At 38.7% G+C, this 22,366-nt stretch carries 17 protein-coding genes; 6 read left to right on the forward strand and 11 right to left on the reverse strand.

Annotation, left to right across the window (positions count from 1 at the left end):
- The 7 genes from A3Q34_RS06225 to A3Q34_RS06255 all read right to left on the reverse strand — a co-directional run bounded on the left by A3Q34_RS06225 (position 1) and on the right by A3Q34_RS06255 (position 9,121).
- Entirely contained in the window at positions 1-1,152 is a 1,152-nt protein-coding gene (locus tag A3Q34_RS06225) for a LegC family aminotransferase (protein WP_070374576.1), read from the reverse strand.
- Positions 1,153-1,163: 11 nt separating this feature from the next.
- The gene (locus A3Q34_RS06230) at positions 1,164-2,354 is read right to left on the reverse strand and encodes a UDP-N-acetylglucosamine 4,6-dehydratase (RefSeq protein ID WP_070374577.1); all 1,191 of its coding nucleotides are present in this window, start codon (positions 2,352-2,354) and stop codon (positions 1,164-1,166) included.
- A 2-nt stretch (positions 2,355-2,356) separates the two neighbouring features.
- Positions 2,357-3,637, reverse strand: a complete 1,281-nt coding sequence (gene wecC, locus A3Q34_RS06235; protein WP_070374578.1) for a UDP-N-acetyl-D-mannosamine dehydrogenase — start codon at positions 3,635-3,637, stop codon at positions 2,357-2,359.
- 108 nt (positions 3,638-3,745) lie between these two features.
- Entirely contained in the window at positions 3,746-4,870 is a 1,125-nt protein-coding gene (wecB, locus tag A3Q34_RS06240) for a non-hydrolyzing UDP-N-acetylglucosamine 2-epimerase (RefSeq protein ID WP_070374579.1), read from the reverse strand.
- A 360-nt stretch (positions 4,871-5,230) separates the two neighbouring features.
- Positions 5,231-7,474: a polysaccharide biosynthesis tyrosine autokinase gene (locus tag A3Q34_RS06245; RefSeq protein ID WP_070374580.1), complete on the reverse strand. Its 2,244-nt coding sequence runs from the start codon at positions 7,472-7,474 to the stop codon at positions 5,231-5,233.
- Positions 7,475-7,544: 70 nt separating this feature from the next.
- The gene (locus A3Q34_RS06250; RefSeq protein WP_070377031.1) at positions 7,545-7,988 is read right to left on the reverse strand and encodes a low molecular weight protein-tyrosine-phosphatase; all 444 of its coding nucleotides are present in this window, start codon (positions 7,986-7,988) and stop codon (positions 7,545-7,547) included.
- Between the two features lie 5 nt (positions 7,989-7,993).
- Positions 7,994-9,121 (reverse strand): polysaccharide export protein, encoded by a 1,128-nt coding sequence (locus A3Q34_RS06255; RefSeq protein WP_070374581.1) that lies wholly within the window; start codon positions 9,119-9,121, stop codon positions 7,994-7,996.
- A 917-nt stretch (positions 9,122-10,038) separates the two neighbouring features.
- On the opposite strand from A3Q34_RS06255, the gene A3Q34_RS20410 reads away from it, so the two are divergent.
- The gene (locus A3Q34_RS20410) at positions 10,039-10,212 is read left to right on the forward strand and encodes a hypothetical protein (protein WP_157470856.1); all 174 of its coding nucleotides are present in this window, start codon (positions 10,039-10,041) and stop codon (positions 10,210-10,212) included.
- A 269-nt stretch (positions 10,213-10,481) separates the two neighbouring features.
- Here the strand turns inward: A3Q34_RS20410 and A3Q34_RS06260 are convergent, their stop codons facing one another.
- The 3 genes from A3Q34_RS06260 to A3Q34_RS06270 all read right to left on the reverse strand — a co-directional run bounded on the left by A3Q34_RS06260 (position 10,482) and on the right by A3Q34_RS06270 (position 14,642).
- Positions 10,482-10,766 (reverse strand): GIY-YIG nuclease family protein, encoded by a 285-nt coding sequence (locus A3Q34_RS06260; RefSeq protein ID WP_070374582.1) that lies wholly within the window; start codon positions 10,764-10,766, stop codon positions 10,482-10,484.
- Positions 10,767-10,779: 13 nt separating this feature from the next.
- Complete coding sequence (locus A3Q34_RS06265) at positions 10,780-11,073, reverse strand: hypothetical protein (protein ID WP_070374583.1); 294 nt, start codon at positions 11,071-11,073, stop codon at positions 10,780-10,782.
- A gap of 869 nt (positions 11,074-11,942) precedes the next feature.
- Positions 11,943-14,642, reverse strand: a complete 2,700-nt coding sequence (locus A3Q34_RS06270) for an SLBB domain-containing protein (RefSeq protein WP_083277921.1) — start codon at positions 14,640-14,642, stop codon at positions 11,943-11,945.
- Between the two features lie 436 nt (positions 14,643-15,078).
- On the opposite strand from A3Q34_RS06270, the gene A3Q34_RS06275 reads away from it, so the two are divergent.
- The 5 genes from A3Q34_RS06275 to A3Q34_RS06300 all read left to right on the forward strand — a co-directional run bounded on the left by A3Q34_RS06275 (position 15,079) and on the right by A3Q34_RS06300 (position 20,603).
- Positions 15,079-16,611: a peptide MFS transporter gene (locus A3Q34_RS06275; RefSeq protein WP_070374584.1), complete on the forward strand. Its 1,533-nt coding sequence runs from the start codon at positions 15,079-15,081 to the stop codon at positions 16,609-16,611.
- Between the two features lie 124 nt (positions 16,612-16,735).
- Positions 16,736-17,338: a 5-formyltetrahydrofolate cyclo-ligase gene (locus A3Q34_RS06280; protein ID WP_070374585.1), complete on the forward strand. Its 603-nt coding sequence runs from the start codon at positions 16,736-16,738 to the stop codon at positions 17,336-17,338.
- A gap of 51 nt (positions 17,339-17,389) precedes the next feature.
- On the forward strand, positions 17,390-18,046 hold the full coding sequence (rpiA, locus tag A3Q34_RS06285) for a ribose-5-phosphate isomerase RpiA (protein ID WP_070374586.1): 657 nt from the start codon (positions 17,390-17,392) through the stop codon (positions 18,044-18,046).
- Positions 18,047-18,153: 107 nt separating this feature from the next.
- Complete coding sequence (gene serA, locus A3Q34_RS06290) at positions 18,154-19,383, forward strand: phosphoglycerate dehydrogenase (protein ID WP_070374587.1); 1,230 nt, start codon at positions 18,154-18,156, stop codon at positions 19,381-19,383.
- Between the two features lie 977 nt (positions 19,384-20,360).
- A complete protein-coding gene (locus A3Q34_RS06300) occupies positions 20,361-20,603 on the forward strand; it encodes a hypothetical protein (protein WP_157470859.1) in 243 nt (80 codons plus the stop codon).
- 872 nt (positions 20,604-21,475) lie between these two features.
- Here the strand turns inward: A3Q34_RS06300 and A3Q34_RS06305 are convergent.
- A complete protein-coding gene (locus A3Q34_RS06305; RefSeq protein ID WP_070374589.1) occupies positions 21,476-22,366 on the reverse strand; it encodes a L,D-transpeptidase family protein in 891 nt (296 codons plus the stop codon).

The following is a 22,366-nucleotide window of genomic DNA, read 5'->3' on the forward strand; positions in this document are numbered from 1 at the left end:
CTATTGTCCATTATTTACTGGTGAACTAGGAATATTGACTAAAGTCGATTCGAGCCATTCAGAAATGGGTAAAGCTCCTCGTTTAGCGTTTTGAAACATTGGCAATCGATGCATTAATTTCCATATTGGACGAGTCATCACCCCTTGTGCATTAGTTTCTTTAATAAAGGTTTCACGTGTTTCACTATTTGGGCAAATAATTGCATTTAACCAATAATTTGATTTAGCATAATCAGGTTCGGTTATAAAGGTAAATTCCGAATCGGCAAAAAAATTATTATATTGCTGCGCCAATGCTCGCTTTTGTTGAATAAATTTAGGTAATACTTCCATTTGAGCACAGCCCAATGCAGCGTTTAAGTTCGGCAGGCGATAATTAAAACCAGCTTCATCATGAAAAAATTCGTAAGGGTGAGGTACTTTGGCTGTAGTGGTTACATGCTTAGTATGCATACCTTCTTCATAATTTTTACATAAAACCATACCGCCACCACCGGTGGTAATAACTTTATTACCATTAAAGCTAACTGCACTGAAAGAACCAAAAGTGCCTGTGTGCTGCCCTTTATAAAAAGAACCTAAACTTTCAGCAGCATCTTCTACTAACTTTAAATTCCACTTAACACAAACAGCCATTAGTTCCTCAAGCTCCACAGGATGACCAAAAGTATGCATAGGGACTACCGCACGAAATACCTGTTGAGTAACGTTATGCTGACTGAAACCATCATTATTAATAAAGGCATTATCTTCGAGGTAACACTCTAACGCTTTAGGGCATAAACCTAAACTTATCTTCGATACATCTACAAATACCGGCTCTGCGCCCATATGATATAACGCATTACAGGTGGCAACAAAAGTTAATGCCTGAGTAATAACAAGATCACCTGATTTTACACCTGCCATATACAATGCGGTATGCAATGCTGCCGTACCGTTTACTGTTGCAATTGCTTTTGCTGTACCCGTAAAGGCTTCAATTTGCTGTTCGAACTGATCAACATATTTACCAACACTAGAGACAAAGGTGCTCTCGATAGTATTATTCACATACTCTTTTTCATTACCTGCAAAAGTAGGCGCATGAAGAGGAATAAACTCTTTGGTTTGATAAGTATCTTGAACGAATTTTACTAACTTATTATGCATGTCAATTCCAACTACATTTTACTATCGAGATATTTGCCTGTTTCTTTATGACCAAACGCGGGGATCATCTTAAAGAATAATTCGACAATTTCATTCTTAGTCCAAGCTTGTGCTTTCTTTAGTTTGCTAATTGTTTGTTCAAATTCTGTCACTAATTCAGGATCAAATAAAGCTTCATTTTTTATCACGCCTAAGTTTTCAAAGCGATTCATATCAAGGGTTTCATTATCAGTAAAAAATTCTTCAAAATCTTTTTCTCCCGTAGTATCACTGTCGGTAAACAAACAAGGCCATTTACCTTGTTGCGGTAATGAATGTGCTAATTCTCTAGCTTCATCTTCTGTTGTACATAAGTAAGGTTCATAACCTAGATTGTCTAAATATTTAACGGCAATATCAGCGAAGGTAATTAAGTGAAGGGCCTCACTTAATTTTGGAAAAAATATATCGCGGTTTTCACCAAAGATACACGACATCAAACAAAGCTCACCAGACTCTTGAGGTGTAACAAAGTAGCGTTTTATATCACGAGGAGCAACTATAGGCTGGCGTTTTTGGATGCGCTGGTTAAAGCCATGCAACAATGAACCATCAGAAAAGGCTACATTCGCAAAACGTGCTGTTGATATAGCAATATCCGCGCTGCGGCGCATTAAAAACATTTCCATAATACGCTTAGAAGCCCCCATCATATTAACGGGATTTGCAGCTTTGTCAGTAGAAACACAGAAATATTTTTTGCTGCCCTTTTCGGCAGATTGTTTCATGGTTTTTTCGGTGTTAAAAACATTAACATCGATCATGCGCATTAATGTATAAGGATCCTTTTCACTACGAACATGCTTTAATGCTGACAGGTTAAGTACATAATCATACTTTCCATCCGCTTTTATAAATGCATCATATTCAATTGATCCAATATCCAAAGCAAATGTTTGAAAATCACCTTTGATGTAACCAAATGAGCTACGAATATCACGTACTAGCTCAACCATGTTGTTTTCACTTATATCGACAACATGAATTTTTTTAGGATTACGCTTGAAAATTTCTTTAGTGACAGCTTGACCAATAGAGCCCGCGCCCCCTAAAACTAGGAAGCTAGATTCTGACACTATCGTTTCTAACATCGTTTCGTGGTTTTTAATATCACCACTAAACAATTCTTCAGTACGGCCAATTAAAGGTAATATTGTATTCATCATTATCTCCAAATACCTTTTGTATCAATAACAATACCAGTATATATTTCTATTTCTTTAAATTCTTTATGATCCACTAGCATTAATTGAATATCAGATCTTGTAGATGCCACTTCAAAACTTACCAATTCTACACCTCGGAGTGTTAAGGGTAAGTGGTGTATATTTGGTTCAACAGCGACGACTAGTCCTGAATGCATTACAGCAATTTTTTCAGTGATAAACATTGCAGGGCTTTCACGTAAATCATCAATATCAGGTTTAAAAGCTAAACCATAACAAGCAATAGTAATATCCTTTGCCGTTTTATTCGGATTAGCTTGTAAAAAGTCTGCTATAGCTATTTTTACTTTATCAATTACCCAAAGTGGCTTAGCGTCATTTACTTTACGAGCCGTGTGTATTAATTGAGCTTCTTCTGGTGTTTTTGAAACAATAAACCAAGGATCTACGGCAATACAATGCCCACCAACGCCTGGTCCTGGTTGCAATATATTAATACGAGGGTGCCTATTTGCTAAAGAAATAAGTTCCCATACATTTATATCTAACTTGTCACAAATGATTGACAATTCATTGGCAAAGGCAATTTGTACATCACGGCATGAGTTTTCAGTTAACTTTGCCATCTCAGCTGTACGAGCATTGGTTGTTACGCACTCACCTTCTACGAAGGTTTTATACAACTCAATTGCACGTTCAGAACACTTAGTTGTCATTCCACCGATTACCCGGTCATTTTCAACGAGTTCACGTACAACGTGCCCAGGGAGAACGCGTTCAGGGCAATGAGCAACATTCACATCGGCGTTTTCACCAGAGTGTTGTGGGAAACTTAAGTCACTTCTCGCTTCAGCAAGCCATTCAGCCATCTGCTCTGTGGCGCCAACAGGTGAGGTCGATTCTAGAATGACCAAGTCGCCTTTCTTCAATACGGTCGCTATAGCTTTTGCCGCTGATTTGATATAACTCAAGTCAGGTTCAGGAATTCCTGAGTCGCTTTTTTTATTTAAAGAGCTTTTAAAAGGCGTTGGTACCGCAATTAAAAAAGCATCCGCTGCTTCTGGAGTAGTCGTAGCCTTTAAATATCCTTCAGTCACTGCTGCATGGACCAACATATCTAATTCTGGTTCTACAATGTGTATTTCACCACGATTAATGGTATCAACTGCATGTTGATTTACATCTACACCAATGACTTTAATTTTACGTGATGCGAACATCGCTGCGGTTGGGAGGCCTATATAACCTAGGCCAACGACTGAAATTGTTTTAAAAGACACTTTATTTATTTCCAATTAATTTTATTATCGTGTGATTTACTATCTACAGAGCGCGAATGAATTCCCGCCTACAACATACTTCACTTAACTGCGCGGATAAATTCCCGCCTACTTGGCTAAAATATCGCAAATACGCTGACATGCTTTACCATCACCATAGGGGTTATGAGCAAAGCTCATCGCATTATATGCATCACTATCAGTAAGTAATGTGTTCAATTCTGCGGTGATCTTAGCTACATTTGTGCCAACTAATTTAACCGTTCCTGATGCAACGGCTTCAGGCCGTTCAGTGGTATCACGCATCACTAATACTGGTTTGCCAAGGCTAGGTGCTTCTTCTTGAATACCGCCCGAGTCTGTTAGGATAATATGAGAATGATTCATCAGGTAGACAAAAGGTAAATATTGCTGTGGTTCAATTAAATGCACATTATCTACACCTTTCAGAATTCTATTTACTGGTTCTTGAACATTAGGATTTAAGTGAACTGGATATAGAATTTGACAATCAGGGTGTGCTTTAGCTGTTATGGCTAATGCTTCACAAATACGTTCAAAACCTCCACCAAAACTTTCACGGCGATGACCCGTTACTAAAATTAGTTTTTTATTTTCATCAAGCATTGGGAATTGTGAAGTTAAGGTACTACTTAAGTCATTGTCATTTTCAATTTGTTCTTTAACGAGTAATAACGCATCTATAACCGTATTACCTGTCACATGAATATTACTGGCATCAACATTTTCATTTAATAAGTTTTGCTCTGATGTTGCTGTCGGCGCAAAGTGAAACGTTGTTAATGATCCTGTGAGTTTTCTATTACCTTCTTCCGGCCAAGGCGAATAAATATTGCCTGTTCTAAGACCTGCTTCAACATGACCCACTGCTATTTGTTCGTAATATGCAGCAAGCGTTGCAGCAAACGTTGTGGCAGTGTCACCATGCACTAGTACAACATCAGGTTTAAATTCTTTTAATACGGGTGTTAAATTAAGCAGTATACGGCTGCTGACTTCAGGTAACGTTTGACCTGCTTTCATTAAATTTAAATCGTATTCTGGTGTTATTTCGAATAGCTCCAATACTTGATCTAGCATTTCACGATGCTGTGCTGTAACGCAAACCTTCGCTTCAAAGCGATCATCATTTGCTAATGCATGAACTAATGGTGCCATTTTGATTGCTTCAGGACGCGTACCGAATACGGTAAGAATACGTTTTTTAGTCATTTAAATCACTTCTACTATACTGTTTAGTGCGTAATACATATTGCTTGATGTTGAATTAATTCAACATCAAAACTCTTGTTTATTTTATGCCTGAGACAAAAACTGTCGTTATTGAGACACTATCTTATGTTCGTAATTCATATTTATTCCTTTAAATCCGATTAGTTATAAGGACTTAAGCCTAAAACTCTCTAGCTACGCCAATAGGTCCGCATATTAGTGTCGGATAATTTATGGTTTGTATTTATCGCTAATTTTTATTTATTAGTAATTGCACGAATAAATTCCCGCCTACAGAGCTCATGGATTCCCAACAAGACAACTCGGGAATGACGGTATAGCCAAACTCGCGCCTATGGATTACTTATCAGATTTATATTCGTAATTAGCGTATCCATAATAGCCGTAGGCGTTACTGGCTTTTTTAAGAACGCCATTAAATACCACACCTTTCACATCGATACCGTTTTGTTCAAAACGTTGGCGAGCGTAATCTATTTCTTTAATGCCATTTTGACCAAAGCGCGTAACAAGTAGCATGCTTCCAGCATGGCCACCAACAATGGCTGGATCCGTGACCGCTAAAATAGGAGGTGTATCAATAATGATAATGTCGTACTTAGTTTTTATCTCTGCGATTAATTTACTAAAATTGGCATGCATCAATAATTCAGACGGGTTAGGTGGTACTTGACCCCGTGTAATAATGTCAAAACCTACTACATCAGTCGATTTAGTGACCTGCCCTAGCGTTTGTTGGCCTGATAAATATTCAGACAAACCGTTTTTCCATGCAAAGCCAAAATGCTTATGGATATAGCCTTTACGCATATCTGCATCTATCAACAGCACTTTTTGGCCACTTTGCGCGAGTACTACCCCTAAGTTTGTTGAGATGAAAGATTTACCGACACCTGGAGAAGGTCCAGAGATAGCAATAACATTATTCTTAGCTTCCATCATGGCAAAGTGTAGACTGGTACGTAGGCTACGTAATGCCTCTATAGATAAATCTGCTGGGTTATCTACGGCTAATACCTTTTTTCCTGCCTGCTTTTTTCTTTTCTTACCACTAATTAAATCTGACAATTTATCTTGATAGGCAGAAAAAGGCACACTGGCATATACTGGCATGCCAATCGCTTCTATTTCACTTGGGTCTTCAACGCCTTTATGCAGTGCTTTTTGTATAAGTACTATGGCTATTGCCAACATACCGCCTAGCATAGTAGCCATAACCACAATTAATGATTTTTTAGGTTTTACTGGCTTGGTAGTATTCACTTCAGCTACATCAATTATACGCACATTACCTACAGTACCGGCACGCACAATATCTAACTCTTGCACTTTACCTAGCAGCATCATGTAGATTTCGTTACCTACTTCAACATCACGGGTTAGGCCTAAGAGCTTTTGTTGCATTTCAGGTAGGTTAGCTATTTTTTGTGCTAAGCCATCACGTTGTTTTTGTACGGCATCAATTTGTTCCACAATGCCTTGGTAATTAGGATGGGTACGTTTGAACTTTCTAGACATAGCAAGACGGTTGAGGTCAAGTTCTTGTAACTTAGTATCTAGCTCAACTATTTGCTCTAATACCCCTTGAGTTTCGAGGGTGATATTGACTGATTTTTGGTTTATTTGATAGTCGTTAAATAAGGCTTCTGACACTTCTAATTGCTTTTTAATTTCAGGTAATTGTACTTCTAAAAAGTCGAGTGATTTTTTAGCTTCTGCTGAGTTTCTATCGACATTTCTACGTACATATATTTCAGCTGCTTTGTTTAATACATTTTCAGCGTAAGCAGGCGTTTCATGTTGCAAGCTTAAATTAACAATACCTGAGTCTTTACCTTTTTCGCTGGCACCAATGGCTGCCTGTAAATCAACGATGGTATTTAAACGATCTTTACGGATAACAGTAAATTCAGTCCCTGCTCTTGCCGTTAAAGATTTAAGGGTAATACTGAAAATGCCATTAGTGAGTTCTTCGCCTACTTTACCTTGTAAAATCACTTCTTCATTTGCTGATAAAAGTTTATAGGTATTATTTTCGCCAGCTTGAACTATATACCCACGATTGATAGCGTACTTAGGTACATCAAAGCGGAATACATCAATTTTTTCACCACCCCAAGCGTAACTTACTGCACCAAAACGGGCTGGTGCTACCTTGCCTGTTTTTGTCGGGTTGAATTTTCTAAAACTGCGACCACCAATTACTGGGAATAATTTTGGCTTGGCAACAATATCTAGTTTCAACGCATCAACGGCTTCGCCGATAACAGAGCGTGACTTTAATAATTCAATTTCTGTTATTGATTTAGAACTACTTTCAAACATGCCGGCCATGTCATCTAACCCTGGTACTGAACCACCACTTTCTTCTACTTGAATCATTGCCATTGCTTGATAGATAGGCGTTGAAAAAATGGCGACAGCAACACCCACCAGCATAAAGATAACTGTGATAATACAGATAAAAAACTTACGATCGACTAACGCGCCAAAGAGTGACATTAAGTCAATTTCGTTCGCTGGTGCATTATTGCTTTGCTGATTTTTAATTGTAGGCTGAGCTATATTTTCATTAATTGACATATTAAGTGTACTTTTTAATAAATAATTCTGAATTTAAACTTTTTGTTTAAGGGTAAATTAAAACGCTAGTTTAAAGGTATTTGGTCCAAGCAGAACAGGCTTTATCAACTAATTGATAAACATGATCAAACGCTTCATGACTTTGGCGATAAGGATCAGGAATCTCAGTATTATCGATCCATTTACCTAACAAGAAGGTTTTTCCTCTGGCCTGTGGATATTTACCTAACAAATCGGTTAAGTGACGTTCTTCCATCACTAAAATCAAATCATTTGCTGTAATTAATGTTGAATTGAGTTGTCTGCCTTTATGGCCGCTCATATCAATATTATTACTTAAAGCAATACTCGTTGCCGTTGCTTCTGCGCTATTACCCACTAATGCGGTTAGTCCTGCTGAAGAAACTTTTATATGGCTATCGCCTTTGTCTTTTAGCTTATCTTTAAGTAAATATTCACCCGTAGGGCTTCGACAAATATTACCCGCACACACCACTAAAATATTATTAAACATCGCCATTAGAAAATAACACCTTGATTTTTAACCGTTGATATATTTTCAAGTGCAGAAATAGTTGGTACAAGTTGGCTGATTAAACGATTCCAACGCGCAATAGGTGCTGTGGTAACGTAAACGATATCTCGAGGCTGTAATTTAAATTGATCGGCTAATACCAGTGCAATTACATTTTGTGCATGTAATTGATAAACATCAGCAATGATGCCTTCTTGGTTGTCTGGGCGTTTACGTAAAACAAAAACACCATTAGCATTTGCTGTTTTTTCGTTTAAACCGCCTACGTCACTTAACGCTTCAGCAAGGCTTAAGCCATAACGATTAATTTCAATGCTACCGGCTTTGTTTACATCACCAAGAACAAATACTTTTTGATTGTCTGTGCGATTTACATGAAGGATATCACCGTGTTTTAGTAAACGGTTTTGACTGATATCACCTTTGGTATAAAAGTCGTCTAGCTTAATGATTTCGGTTTGATTGTTTCGTGTAAAAGTGACTGTGCGCCAATCGGCTCTTTCACTTAAACCGCCAGCTTGGTTAATTGCGTCGATTAACGTTAGTGGGATTTCGGTAACTGGGTATACGCCTGGCTTGTTTACTTCGCCAGTAACATAAGCTCTTTGGCTATTAAAACCGACTACTTTTATATCTAGTTGTGGTTTTTCAATAACTCGGCTTAGTTTTTCTACTAATATCGCGTGTAATTGTCTAATGGTTTTACCGGCAGCAGGTACATTCGCGGCATAAGCGTAGGTAATTGTGCCATCAGCTTGAATTCTAAAACCGTCAAATGCAGCAGTTCTTTGAACAGCTGCCGGAATAGTAAGTTCGGGATGGTCCCATACGCCAATAGATAACACATCACCAATACCCAGCACATAATCATAACCTTCGAGTGACATCGGATTGTATTTTTTGGCTTTAGTGAAGGCTTGTTGATTGTCTTTTAATTCAGAGATAAGCGCTGAATCGATCACCGAAATACTAACATTCGACAAGTCTTGCGCTAACGTAGAATTTTCAGGTTCAACATCAACCCCTTCCATATGACTGCCAGGGATCATACTACAACTACTCAGCATCAATAATGACAATGAGACAACTAGTTTTTTAGAGTATTTTAACATCGTGTAAGTCTATTCAATCCTTCGCTAAGTGAGTCAACTGCCGTGTTGTTTTGAAATTTTTGATGTTTATTATAAATAACATCTTAACAATGCGTACAGTTCTCGCTTTATTATTATGGCCATCTTAATGCCGGAATAGTCAGCAGACAAATATAATTGCATGCTTTCATCTAAACGATATATACATTTCAATATATGAACGTATGGGCTTAGATAGTTAAAGCTGTATTGCGCAGAATAATACGCAAGTTATTAACTATTGTCTAGTCAGAAAAAAGTAAAATTTTGGAGTAACGGAGTTATGTCCTTGTGGTATTGGATTTATGTCAATATCTGGTTTGGGCATGTTGCTGTTTGTCGTCATGATGAATTTGTTTCAGTATCTGGTTTAGACGGGTTCGCCCTGGTCGTCATGCTGAATTTATTTCAGTATCTGGGGTTTGTTGGGTAAGCCCAGATCCTGAAACGAGTTCAGGATGACGGTGGTGTGGGCTGGCTGATGGTGGCTTGGTCTAGCTTATGGTGGCTTGGTCTAGCTTATGGTGGTCGTGTCTGTTGACGGCAGTTCGGTCTGTTTGACTGTGTAGAGACGTAGAGTTACGTTGCCCTTTTGGCGTCATGCTGAATTTATTTCAGTATCTGGTTTAGACGGGTTCGCCCTGGTCGTCATGCTGAATTTATTTCAGTATCTGGGGTTTGTTGGGTAAGTACAGATCCTGAAACGAGTTCAGGATGACGGTGGTGGCTGGCTGACGGTGGCTTGTGGTCGTGTCTATTGACAGTGTTTGTTTCTGTTTGACGGGGTGCATACGTAGAGTTATGTTGCCCTTTTGTCGTCATGCTGAATTTATTTCAGTATCTGGGTTGGTTGAGTAAGCCCAGATCCTGAAACGAGTTCAGGATGACGGTGGTGGGGTTTGGCTGATGGTGTTTGGGGCTGGCTGACGGTGGCTTTGTCTGGTCACGGTGGTTGTGTTTGGTTGTCGCGATACACACGTAGAGTTACGGAGCCCTTTTTTCGTCATGCTGAATTTATTTCAGTATCTGGGGTTTGTTGGGTAAGTACAGATCCTGAAACGAGTTCAGGATGACGGAGGTCGTGGCTGTCTGACGGTGGCTTGTGATCGTGTCTATTAACAGTGTTTGTTTCCTTTTGACGGGGTGCATACGTAGAGTTATGTTGCCCTTTTGTCGTCATGCTGAATTTATTTCAGTATCTGGGTTGGTTGAGTAAGCCCAGATCCTGAAACGAGTTCAGGATGACGGTGGTGGGGTTTGGCTGATGGTGTTTGGGGCTGGCTGACGGAGTCTGGGACTGGTTGACGGTGGCTTGGTCTGGATGACAGTGGTGGGGTTTGGCTTAGAAATCTTTGCTCAGATCTAACCAATTAGGGTTTATTTGTTCTATTAAATTTTTCTTCCAGGCCCTTCGCCAGTTTTTGAGTTGCTTTTCTCTTGTTATCGCCTCGTACATAGTTTCAAATGATTCAAAATATACTAATTTATTCAGGTTATATTTATTGGTGAAGCCTAATGTCAGTTTAGATTTATGTTGATAGACCCTTTGAACTAACTGACTTGTTACACCTATGTATAGTGTCGTGTTTTTTATATTTGTCATTATATAAATATGAGGCTGTTTCATATTGACGACCCTGTTAGTAAATAAATTTTTTCGCTAATTTAGATATTTCAGGCCAATCATTGTTGATAAGAAATTGTTTTTGTTTTTTAGACCACCTTCTAATTTCATTTTCTATCAATCTTGCTTCTTGTTCAGTTTTAAATTTCTGCTGGTGGACAAGTTTGACAGGGGGCGTTATTTCAGTACCTAAAAGAAGTTGGTTATATTTATCGTATTTCGCTAACACAATGCCAAGTTCATCACAGCAGCCAGTGTGGTAGCTACCATCCACCGACTGTAATATATAAATATAAACTAATGTATTCATACCAACTCCTTTTGTTAACATTATTTTTACATGTTATTAATATTGTAGTTGAGCTTTATTGTTTTGTCAGGTTTCTCATATGAAATTAAAAATACTGTTTTGGTATTTGTGTTTTTTGCGTTCTAAGTACAGATCCTGAAACGAGTTCAGGATGACGGGGTTGTGTTCAGGATGACGGGGTTGTGTTCAGGATGACGGTGGAGGTGTCTGGCTGACGGGGCACACAGGTAGAATTACGTAGTTCTTTTGTCGTCATGCTGAATTCATTTCAGTATCTGGGTTTTGGTTCTAAGTACAGATCCTGAAACGAGTTCAGGATGACGGGGGTGGTGTTCAGGATTACGGTGTTGGTGTCTGGCTGACGGGGCACACAGGTAGAATTACGTAGTTCTTTTTTCGTCATGCTGAATTTATTTCAGTATCTGGGTTTTGGTTCTCAGTACAGATCCTGAAACGTGTTCAGGATCATGGTGGAGGTGTCTGGCTGACGGGGGCACACAGGTAGAATTACGTAGTTCTTTTTTCGTCATGCTGAATTTATTTCAGTATCTGGGTTTTGGTTCTAAGTACAGATCCTGAAACGAGTTCAGGATGACGGGGTGGTGTTCAGGATGACGGTTGTGGTGTCAGGCTGAACGTGGTTGTGTCAGGCTTACGGTTGTTGCGTCTGGCTTACGGTTGTTGTGTTTGGATAACAGTTACGCAATTAGGATTACGGTTTACAGTGCTACTATGATGGTGGGTTGTTCTTATTTGCTGAACTGGTCTATGTTTGGGTTTTATTCAACAATGTAAAGTCCGATAAAGATCGGACTTTACTTATTTTTTTTGTTAAAAATTATCTATTTTTAATTTTTATAAAACAAGTATTAAAGTCCACTAATTGCCGCTATGGCAACCGCTGTGTTATACATAATGGTTGTCGCTGTTGTCCACAAGGTTAAATTGTTCATGTACTCTGAATCAAGTGGTACAACAATTGAATCACCCGGTTTTAAAGCTGAGTCAGCACCGCCGCTAAACCAATTGCTTTCTTCAAACATTTGGATACTACCGTTTGATGAAATAATATAAATTCTCTCATCATCAGCACGTTTTTTTAAGCCACCGCTTTGCGTTATATAATCTTCGACACTGCTTGATGAGTCAAACATGTGTGAGCTATTTACTTGCACTTGCCCCATGACATTAATTGAACGATTCTGAGTGGGGATGTACAGTACATCGCCGCCCTCTATCGCAATATCATAATCATTTTTGGCTATAACTTGCGGTAAATTAATAACTAAACGCCCTAGCGGCTCTACCTTAGAGAGGTCTGCTAATAACGATTGAATTTCACTATATGAAGTTACCCCACTGTTGCTTGATAAAGACTTAGTTGCCATTTCAATACGTAAGTCGGCACTTACTTTCATTAAGTTTTGTCTTTCAAGTTGTTTTAACTTTGTTCTTGAAAAAACAGAGCCATTGGGATCTGCAAAAGCGGTTAAGCCTCCCGCTTTAAGAATAATACTTGATAAGCTGTCTCCACGACGAACTGTGTATTTACCCGGAAAAAGCACTTCGCCGCGCAACTCTATAACATGGTTTTCACTCCATGAAGGGATACGGTGAATGTTAAGGCGATCTTTACTTTTTAGCAAAATATTATCTTCATCAATATTATTGAGGGCATTCACTAAATGAATATTTTTAGAGGTTTTTACAGAGTTAATACCACTCATTTCATTACGTGTTAACTCAGCCCTTGATAAATAAGCTGACTCTTTTACGCCGCCGGCGGCTAAAATTAAATCGATTACCCGAGCCCCTTTCCCTAATGGATAAACCCCTGGAAATTTAACTTCACCATCAATTTCAATTAACTTTACCGCTTCACCGGCTCCTGCTTGGTATCGAAGCTTGTTAACAATAGGTACCAGTAAACGTTGGCGAGAAAACAATGCCATTTCACGAATAGTGACATTTTCATGCTCTGCTCCACTGTCAATATTATCGATAGAGGTATAAATTTTTTCATCTTTGGTCTCAGCCATAACATCATTTTGCTCATGGGTTTCCCAAAACTCTTTTTTCTTACTCGTTTCAATCGCTAAATTTCTTTCTTTCGCTAATAGCTCTTCTTGAGTGTAGGCGAGCTCGTCTAATAAGAATTGCTCTTCAGAAAACTTAAAGGCTTTAGAAAAAATGATAATTTTATCATTACTGCTGAGTTGAATATTGCTCTTAGAATTTTTATCAGCAAAAACATTGGCTAAATTAAACTGTAATATTTCAATATTACGGGCACTATCAATTTCTCTAACGACAATGCCGTAATTTAAATCGGCGTAAGGTAATAGGTGAGCGTCAGCATTGGTAATAACATCGGATAACAACATATTTTGTTGCAACTGGTATTTACCTGGACGCGCTACAGCGCCTATTAAAGTAATTGAATCGACATATAAGTCTGAGCTTTTTAACACTCTAATAAAATCGCCCGCTTGAACTTTTTCAGTTTTTTGGGTTTTATCAGATAAATCAATATTTAGGATACTGCGTAAATCGCTTTTGTTATAACGCTCTACGATGGTAGATTTTGGGTAAGCCGCGGGTAAAAGTCCGCCAGCCATTTTAATGACATTAGAAAAGTCGTCTGATTGGCTCAATTCATAAATAGCAGGACGTCTAACTTCGCCGGCAATTGACACAGACTTGCCTTGAGGGGGAATAAAAACCACATCGCCTGATTGCAACAAAATATCACTTGATGAATCACCTTCAATTAATAAGTCATATAGATCGACTTGTTGAATTAGCTTTCCTGAACGTTTTACTTGAATATTTCTTAATGAGCCAATATCACTGACACCACCTGCAGCAAAAATGGCATGGGTAACTGAAGATAATGAACTTAACGTATAGGGGCCGGGTTTATATGCTTCACCTAAAACAAATATACGCATAGAGCGTAATTCGGCTAAGCTAACCACCACATTAACACCGATAATTTTTTGTTGAATTTTATTAACAACAAAAGTCTTTAATTCTGAAAATGTTAATCCCGCAACGCTAATGGGGCCCAGGTTAGGAAAAACCAACTCACCTTCACGTGTCACCGTTAATTGCATTTCACGATTTTCTTTACCGAAAACCTGTATTGAAACTGAGTCTCCTGTACCTAAGATATACCCTTCTGGAATGGCAATATCCATAACCGGTGAGAATGTTGTTGGCGAATTTGCAAAGACATCTAAACCAAACCGTGGCAAGGTCTTAAAAATGGCTTCAGCTTTCTCTGTTTCTTCGGCATCTTTGGCTTTAAGGTTTTCATTGTTCAGGCTATTTATATCGCGTGGCATTACCTGTGTATTAATAGGAGCGTTTTGTGTATTACTTCCTGATAACTGAGCCTCAATAGCATTTAAATCGACGCCCATACTTTTGGCTAATGCTTGTTGTTGAGATTTAGGTAACTTTTTAAATTGTTCAATTTGCTGAGCAGACACTTGCTGGGCATGTAAATTTAAAGAAAGCGCAAAAAGTAAAAAGGTTGCTATAAGATAGCGAGTAATGTTCATCATTGGGGCAATAAATTTCCTATAAATGCGAGGTATAACATTAGCTCAATACTTATAAACCATAAAAATTAATAATGGCCAAATATATCGACTAAATAAGTTCTAAAATTAACGTTTGGAGTTTATCAGTAACAAGCTATTGAATAAAGTAACTTGCTTACCTTTTATGGTGTCAAATAATTAATTTTGGAGAGTCTGTTTATTATTTTTCTTTCTAAAAGTATCAAAAGTAACTAAAACATTACATCTGCTTAATCAAATCTCGGTGCCAAACTATTGCCTTTCATGGCAAGCACAGGTATAACACACGCTGACTTTCGCAAATAAATTTGACAATAATTACAGCGCAAAGAACTTATTTCAATATTTTAAAATGTTTTTAGCGAATTAAAATAATAATATTTATCTGTAATTTACACTTATCTTAGAGGAATTTTTTATGAGCAAACCTGATTCAGGTTCTTTTTTTGGCCATCCGGCAGGGTTACAAACGCTGTTTGTTACAGAAATGTGGGAGCGCATGAGTTATTACGGCATGCGTATGCTACTTGTATTATTTATGACCGCTACTTTACAAGAAGGAGGCTTAGGTTTAACCGTCGCTTCTGCAGCTGCTATATATGGTTTATATACCGGTAGTGTCTATTTTATGGGCTTACCTGGCGGTTGGATAGCTGACCGATTAATTGGCGGTCAAAAAGCAGTTTGGTACGGCGCAATCATTATTATGATTGGCCATATCATCTTAGCTATTCCTAATGACACCACCTTTTTTATTGGTTTAATTGTCGTCATTTTAGGTACGGGTTTATTAAAGCCGAATATTGGCGCTATGGTGGGTCAATTATACTCAGATGAAGATGTTCGCCGTGATAGTGGTTATGCCATTTATTATATGGGCATCAATTTAGGTTCAGTTATTGGCTATGCAGTTTGTGGCTACTTAATGGAGAATGTTGGTTGGCATTGGGCGTTTGGCGCCGCTGCTATTGGTATGGCATTAGGTTTAATTCAATACAAAATTACTACCCCTAAGCTTAACGGTATAGGAGAAAAGCCTGTATACCCATTATCAGTTAAAGCACAAAAAACAAGCTGGACAGTTATTGGTGTCGTTTTAGCGGTTATTGCACTGGTAACGGTTGCTGTATTTCAGGGCATGTTAACCATTAAACCTGTTACTGTTGCCCAATATGTTGCTGTAGCATTTTCTCTAATATTTGTTATTTATTACGCAGTTATTTATTTTGGTAGCTCAATAACACCTAATGAGAAGAAAAAGCTTTGGGCGTTATTACTTATTTGTATTGCCTCAGCTTGTTTTTGGTCTGGCTTTGAACAAGCGGGTTCTTCACTCAACTTATTTGCGCGTGATTATACTGACCGTATAGTGGGATCATTTGAAATACCTACGGGTTGGTTCCAAATGACTAACTCGTTCTTTATCGTTTTACTCTCACCTTTTTTTGCCGCTCTATGGATTAATTTAGGAAAAAGAATGGTCAGCCCTTCTTACGGTATAAAATGTGCTTTTGGTTTAATTATTATGGCCAGTGGTTTTATCGTGATGTTTTTTGCTGCACAATACGCTGCTTCAGGAATGAAAGTTGCCCCTTATTGGTTAGTAGCAACTTACTTCCTACATACAGTTGGTGAGCTTTGTTTAAGCCCTGTAGCATTAAGTGCCGTAAGTAAATTATCTCCTAAGCGTTTCGCTGGACAAATGATGGGTGTTTTTGTATTAACCTATTCAATCGGTAATATTATTTCTGGTTTGTTAGCGGGTAACTATGATCCAAATAACGTCGCGCAAATTCCTTCTCTTTACATCCAAGTGAGCTTATTCAGTATTGGTATTGGTATCATTATTTTACTGGTTGGTTTCAAATCTAGATTTTGGGAAAATTTGCCTGATGATTCAGAAGCATCTACAACTAACACAAATGGTTCAACGGCAACGACTAACGCTTAATTAACTGTTAGTCATCGTTAAAGTGATTTTGAAAAGCCAACATTTATTGTTGGCTTTTTTATAGCTCATTTTTACTGTAACTTACTTGTTGTCGTTAGACTTATTTTATAAGGGGTTAAATATCATGAAAACAAGAGATGTTCTTCGCCAAGAAATTCGCTATCAACGCAGTTTATTAAACGCTGACCAGCAAGCAGAACAATCACTTTTATTATCGAAAAGACTCATTAAAGAAAAAGTAGTCAAAGGCGTTAAACACATCGCTATTTATTTAGCCAATGATGGCGAGTTAAATACTCAGCCTTTTATTGATTGGTGCTGGCAAAATAACATCACCGTATATTTACCGGTAATACATCCTTTTAGTAAGAATAATTTACTCTTTTTAAAATATGCTGAGACGTCTATTCTCGTCAAAAACAAATATGGTATTTTAGAGCCTAAGCTTAACGTTCAAGATATAATAACGGTCGCTCAGCTTGATATTATTTTTACCCCCTTAGTCGCCTTTGACCGATATGGTAATCGCTTAGGCATGGGCGGTGGTTTTTATGACCGAACACTTTCGGCCTGGCATGCTCAATATCAACAAAACAAACACGCTAAACCCTTACCAGTTGGCTTAGCTCACGATTGCCAAAAAGTTAACACGATCCCCTTTGAAAGTTGGGATATTCCACTGCCTAAAATTATCACTCCAACCACCAGCTATAACTTCGATATTTAATCATCTGCTGATATACTTCTCCCTAATTTCCCCTCGCTAATTAGGATTCACATGACACAAGATGAAATGAAGAAGGCAGCAGCCTTTAAAGCACTCGAATTTATTAAAAACGATACCATCGTTGGCGTAGGCACAGGGTCTACTGTTAATCACTTTATTGACGCCCTAGCAACAATCAAAGACGATATTGAAGGTGCCGTTTCTAGCTCTGAAGCGTCGACTCAAAGATTGAAAGCCCATGGTATCGAAGTGTTTGAATTGAATAATGTCGGTAGCGTTGATGTTTATGTTGATGGCGCCGATGAAATTACTGAATATCTGTCGATGATAAAAGGTGGTGGTGCTGCACTAACCCGAGAGAAAATTGTCGCGGCTGTAGCAAAAACATTTGTCTGTATTGCCGATGAAAGTAAACAAGTAAAAATGCTAGGAAAATTTCCTTTACCGGTAGAAGTTATTCCGATGGCACGAAGCTATGTAGCGCGTGAACTTGTTAAGTTAGGTGGTGACCCGGTTTATCGCCAAGGCGTAATTACCGATAACGGTTGTGTGATTCTCGATGTGCATAACTTAGAGATACTTGATCCTAAAAAACTTGAAAGCGATATTAATGCCATTGTAGGTGTTGTTACTAATGGTTTATTTGCACTACGTGGCGCTGATGTTTTAATTTTAGGCACTCAAGATGGCGCGAAACTCATAAAATAAATCTTTAGAGTTTATACACTATATGCTAGTTTAGAAATCTAGCCATCTAAACACTTTATATTTGGTTAAGGCAATGACCACTATAGTCCTACATGAGATATTAGAAAATGAGCAATAATTCATTAGCAAAAGAAAAAATTAAGATTTTATTACTTGAAGGTGTCCACCCGAGCGCTGTTGAAGAGTTAAAAATGAAAGGCTACAGCAATATTGAATGTATTAGTACATCGCTTGCTGAAGAAGATTTGATCAAAAAAATTGCTAATGTTCACTTTATTGGTATTCGTTCTCGTACTCAGTTAACTGACCATGTACTAAGCCATGCTAAAAAACTCGCGGCTATTGGTTGTTTCTGTATTGGTACTAACCAAGTTGAAATTAAAGCGGCACAAAAACGTGGCATTCCAGTCTTTAATGCCCCGTTTTCAAATACACGATCGGTTGCCGAACTAGTATTAGGTGAAACCTTATTATTATTACGTGGTATTCCTGAAAAAAGTGCAAAAGCTCATCGCGGTGAATGGAATAAATCTGCGGCTGGCTCGGTAGAAGCTCGTGGCAAAACCTTAGGTATTATTGGTTACGGCCATATTGGCATGCAATTAGGCATTTTAGCTGAAACCTTAGGTATGCGAGTACGCTTTTATGATATCGAAACCAAACTTCCGTTAGGTAATGCGAGCCAAGCATCAAGTTTAAAAGTTTTATTAAAAGAAGCTGATGTAGTTAGCTTACACGTACCTGAAACGGTTCAAACTCAAAACATGATGGCAGCAAAAGAATTTGCACTCATGAAAGACGGTGTTATTTTTATTAATGCTTCTCGTGGTACTGTCGTTGATATTGATGCATTAGCTGAAGCGCTTAAAAGTAAAAAAGTCGCTGGCGCAGCAATCGATGTTTTCCCTGTTGAACCTAAAGGTAATGATGAAGAGTTTATTTCACCATTACGCGCATTCGACAACGTTATTTTGACACCACATATTGGTGGAAGTACTAAAGAAGCCCAGTCGAATATCGGCTTAGAAGTTGCCAGCAAAATGGCAAAATACTCTGATAACGGCTCAACACTTTCGGCAGTAAACTTCCCTGAAGTTTCTTTGCCTGGTCATACGGGAACAAGCCGCTTATTACATATACACCTTAACCAACCGGGTGTGTTAACCCAAATTAACCAAGCATTTGCTAAGCACAATATTAATATTGCCGCACAGTACTTACAAACAGATGATCAAATTGGTTATGTAGTTATTGATATCGAAGCACAAGATAGCGTACTAGCATTACGTGAATTAAAACAAATTGACGGCACAATACGCGCACGTATTCTTCATTAATTTTTCTGAGTATTTAGCGTAAACAATAAAAAACGAGACTTAATAAGTCTCGTTTTTTTATTGCCACATTAACGACCCATCATTTGACCGTGTAACAAAACCTATTACAGCCCCGATGATAATGAAATGAAAAAACTTTTGTCATACTGAATTTATTTCTGTTTCCATTCTCGTCATGCTGAACTTGTTTCAGTTTCAGCTTCCACTCTCGTCATGCTGAATTTATTTCAGTACCCATTCTCGTCATGCTGAATTTATTTCAGTATCTGGGCTTTGGGTTGTTAAGGACGAGATCCTGAAACGAGTTCAGGATGACGACTGTTGGGTTCATTCTAACGGTGGTTGAGTTCACGCTGATGGGGTTTGAGTACATACTGCATTTATTTCAGTATCCATTCTCGTCATGCTGCATTTATTTCAGTATTCATTCTCGTCATGCTGCATTTATTTCAGTATCTGGGCTTTGGGTTGTTAAAGACGAGATCCTGAAACAAGTTCAGGATGACGGCGTTTTAGTTCATTCTGCGGAGTTTGAGTTCATCCTAACAGAATTTGAGTTCACGCTGATGGGGTTTGAGTACATACTGAATTTATTTCAGTATCCATTCCCGTCATGCTGAATTTATTTCAGTATCTGGGCTTTGGGTTGTTAAGGACGAGATCCTGAAACGAGTTCAGGATGACGGCGTTTGGGTTCATTCTGATGGAGTTTGAGTACACACTGAATTTATTTCAGTTTCCACTCTCGTCATGCTGAATTTATTTCAGTATCTGGGCTTTGGGTTGTTAGGGACGAGATCCTGAAACGAGTTCAGGATGACGGCGTTTGGGTTCATGATAATAGGGGCTACGTTAATGCTGAACTTGTTTCAGCTTCCATTCCCATCATGCTGAATTTATTTCAGTATCTGGGCTTTGGGTTGTTAGGTACGAGATCCTGAAACAAGTTCAGGATGACGGCGGTTGGGTTCATTCTGATGGAGTTTGAGTTCATCCTGATGGAGTTTGGGTTCACGCTGATGGGGTTTGGGTTCACGCTGATGGGGTTTGGGTTCACGCTGATGGGGTTTGGGTTCACGCTGATGGAGTTTGGGTTCACGCTGATGGGGTTTGGGTTCACGCTGATGGGGTTTGGGTTCACGCTGATGGGGTTTGGGTTCATGATAATAGGGACTGCGTTAATGCTGAACTTGTTTCAGCTTCCATTCCCGTCATGCTAAATTTATTTCAGTATCTGGGCTTTGGGTTGTTAGGGACGAGATCCTGAAACGAGTTCAGGATGACGGCGGTTGGGTTCATGCTGATGGAGTTTGAGTTCACGCTGATGGTGTTTGGCTTCATTCTGATGGGGGTTTAGGTTCATACTGAACTTGTTTCAGTATCCATTCCCGTCATGCTGAATTTATTTCAGTATCTGGGCTTTGGGTTATTAAGGACGAGATCCTGAAACGAGTTCAGGATGACGGAGTTTGGGGTCATGCTGACGGAGTTTGCGTTCATGCTGATGGGTGTTGCGTTGATGCTGAATTTCTTTCAGTATCCACTCCCGTCATGCTGAATTTATTTCAGTATCTGGGCTTTGAGTTGTTAGGGACGAGATCCTGAAACGAGTTCAGGATGACGGCGGTTGGCTTCATTCTGAAATTATTTGGCTTCATTCTGATGGGGCTTTAGGTTCATACTGAATTTATTTCAGTGTCCACTCTCGTCATACTGCATTTATTTAAGTATCCATTCTCGTCATGCTGAATTTATTTCAGTATCTGGGCTTTGGGTTGTTAGGGACGAGATCCTGAAACAAGTTCAGGATGACGGCGGTTGGGTTCACGCTGATGGGGTTTGGTTTATGCTGATGGTGTTTGCGTTCATGCTGATGGGGTTTGAGTTCACACTAAACTTGTTTCAGCTTCCATTCCCGTCATGCTGAATTTATTTCAGTATCTGGGCTTTTAGTTGTTAGGGATGAGATCCTGAAACAAGTTCAGGATTACGGAGTTTGGTTCATACTGACGAAGTTTGAGTTCATTCTGACAGAGTTTGAGGTCATCCTAACGGAGTTTGATTTCATGCTAATTGACAATATCACTTAATCTCAATTTAATGATACGACTACACCTTCTGGATTTGCTAGTAGTGAACTCACTTTCTTTAACATTTGAGCATCATTACCGATAAAATGTTTTACTGCTTTTGTCATCTCTAATTTAACTTCGGCGCCATCATCAGGCGTTAATGGACGATGTACTTCTATCTTTTTGCCATCCTGTTCATAAGACATTTTAATGGGCTGTTCGAATATGCGAATAGGTGTGCCTATGGGAATATTATTATATAACCATTCGATGTCATCATCGTACATACGAATACAGCCAGAGCTTGCTCGCATACCGATACCAAAGCGCTTATTGGAGCCATGAAGTAGGTATTCACTTGTGCCAATACGTAATGCATATTTACCAAAGGGATTATTGGGTCCTGCGGGGACTTCTCTTACCATCTCTTTACCATGTTCGGCAAAATAACGCGCGCGCATCTCTGCTGTTGGACGCCAACTTGGGTTTTTACGTTTGTCGCCAATAGTACTGGTTAAATGCGGTGTTTCTAGTCCTTCTCTACCAATACCCACAGGGAAAACGTAAACTAATTTCTCTCCTTTTGGGTAGTAGTACAAGCGTAACTCAGCTAGATTAATGACAATACCTTCACGTTTACCAAAGGGTAGAAGCATCTGTTTAGGAATCACAATATTATCATCAAGAGCCAATAAAAAAGGATCAACACCGGGGTTAGCGGCCAGTAAGGCAAAAAAACCTACATTATAATTTTCAGCTAAAGCTTGAAAGTAATCGCCTTTTACTGCCTTATGGGTAATATCTTCGCCCACTAACCTTGAATTGGCGGCAGGGAGATTATAAACACTCGCCAAACTTACACAGGTAATAAAACTACTTAACAATAAACTTAATTTAACAACCCACTTCAT

The sequence above is a fragment of the Colwellia sp. PAMC 20917 genome (assembly GCF_001767295.1).
Taxonomy (GTDB): Bacteria; Pseudomonadota; Gammaproteobacteria; order Enterobacterales; family Alteromonadaceae; genus Colwellia_A.

Excerpts from the sequence above, each read along its gene's own strand:
- A3Q34_RS06225 (WP_070374576.1), bottom strand. The coding sequence starts at position 1,152 with ATGCATAATAAGTTAGTAAAATTCGTTCAAGATACTTATCAAACCAAA.
- A3Q34_RS06230 (WP_070374577.1), bottom strand. The coding sequence starts at position 2,354 with ATGAATACAATATTACCTTTAATTGGCCGTACTGAAGAATTGTTTAGT.
- wecB (WP_070374579.1), bottom strand. The coding sequence starts at position 4,870 with ATGACTAAAAAACGTATTCTTACCGTATTCGGTACGCGTCCTGAAGCA.
- A3Q34_RS06245 (WP_070374580.1), bottom strand. The coding sequence starts at position 7,474 with ATGTCAATTAATGAAAATATAGCTCAGCCTACAATTAAAAATCAGCAA.
- A3Q34_RS06250 (WP_070377031.1), bottom strand. The coding sequence starts at position 7,988 with ATGTTTAATAATATTTTAGTGGTGTGTGCGGGTAATATTTGTCGAAGC.
- A3Q34_RS06255 (WP_070374581.1), bottom strand. The coding sequence starts at position 9,121 with ATGTTAAAATACTCTAAAAAACTAGTTGTCTCATTGTCATTATTGATG.
- A3Q34_RS06260 (WP_070374582.1), bottom strand. The coding sequence starts at position 10,766 with ATGAAACAGCCTCATATTTATATAATGACAAATATAAAAAACACGACA.
- A3Q34_RS06265 (WP_070374583.1), bottom strand. The coding sequence starts at position 11,073 with ATGAATACATTAGTTTATATTTATATATTACAGTCGGTGGATGGTAGC.
- A3Q34_RS06270 (WP_083277921.1), bottom strand. The coding sequence starts at position 14,642 with ATGATGAACATTACTCGCTATCTTATAGCAACCTTTTTACTTTTTGCG.
- A3Q34_RS06275 (WP_070374584.1), top strand. The coding sequence starts at position 15,079 with ATGAGCAAACCTGATTCAGGTTCTTTTTTTGGCCATCCGGCAGGGTTA.
- A3Q34_RS06280 (WP_070374585.1), top strand. The coding sequence starts at position 16,736 with ATGAAAACAAGAGATGTTCTTCGCCAAGAAATTCGCTATCAACGCAGT.
- rpiA (WP_070374586.1), top strand. The coding sequence starts at position 17,390 with ATGACACAAGATGAAATGAAGAAGGCAGCAGCCTTTAAAGCACTCGAA.
- serA (WP_070374587.1), top strand. The coding sequence starts at position 18,154 with ATGAGCAATAATTCATTAGCAAAAGAAAAAATTAAGATTTTATTACTT.
- A3Q34_RS06300 (WP_157470859.1), top strand. The coding sequence starts at position 20,361 with ATGGAGTTTGAGTTCATCCTGATGGAGTTTGGGTTCACGCTGATGGGG.
- A3Q34_RS06305 (WP_070374589.1), bottom strand. The coding sequence starts at position 22,366 with ATGAAGTGGGTTGTTAAATTAAGTTTATTGTTAAGTAGTTTTATTACC.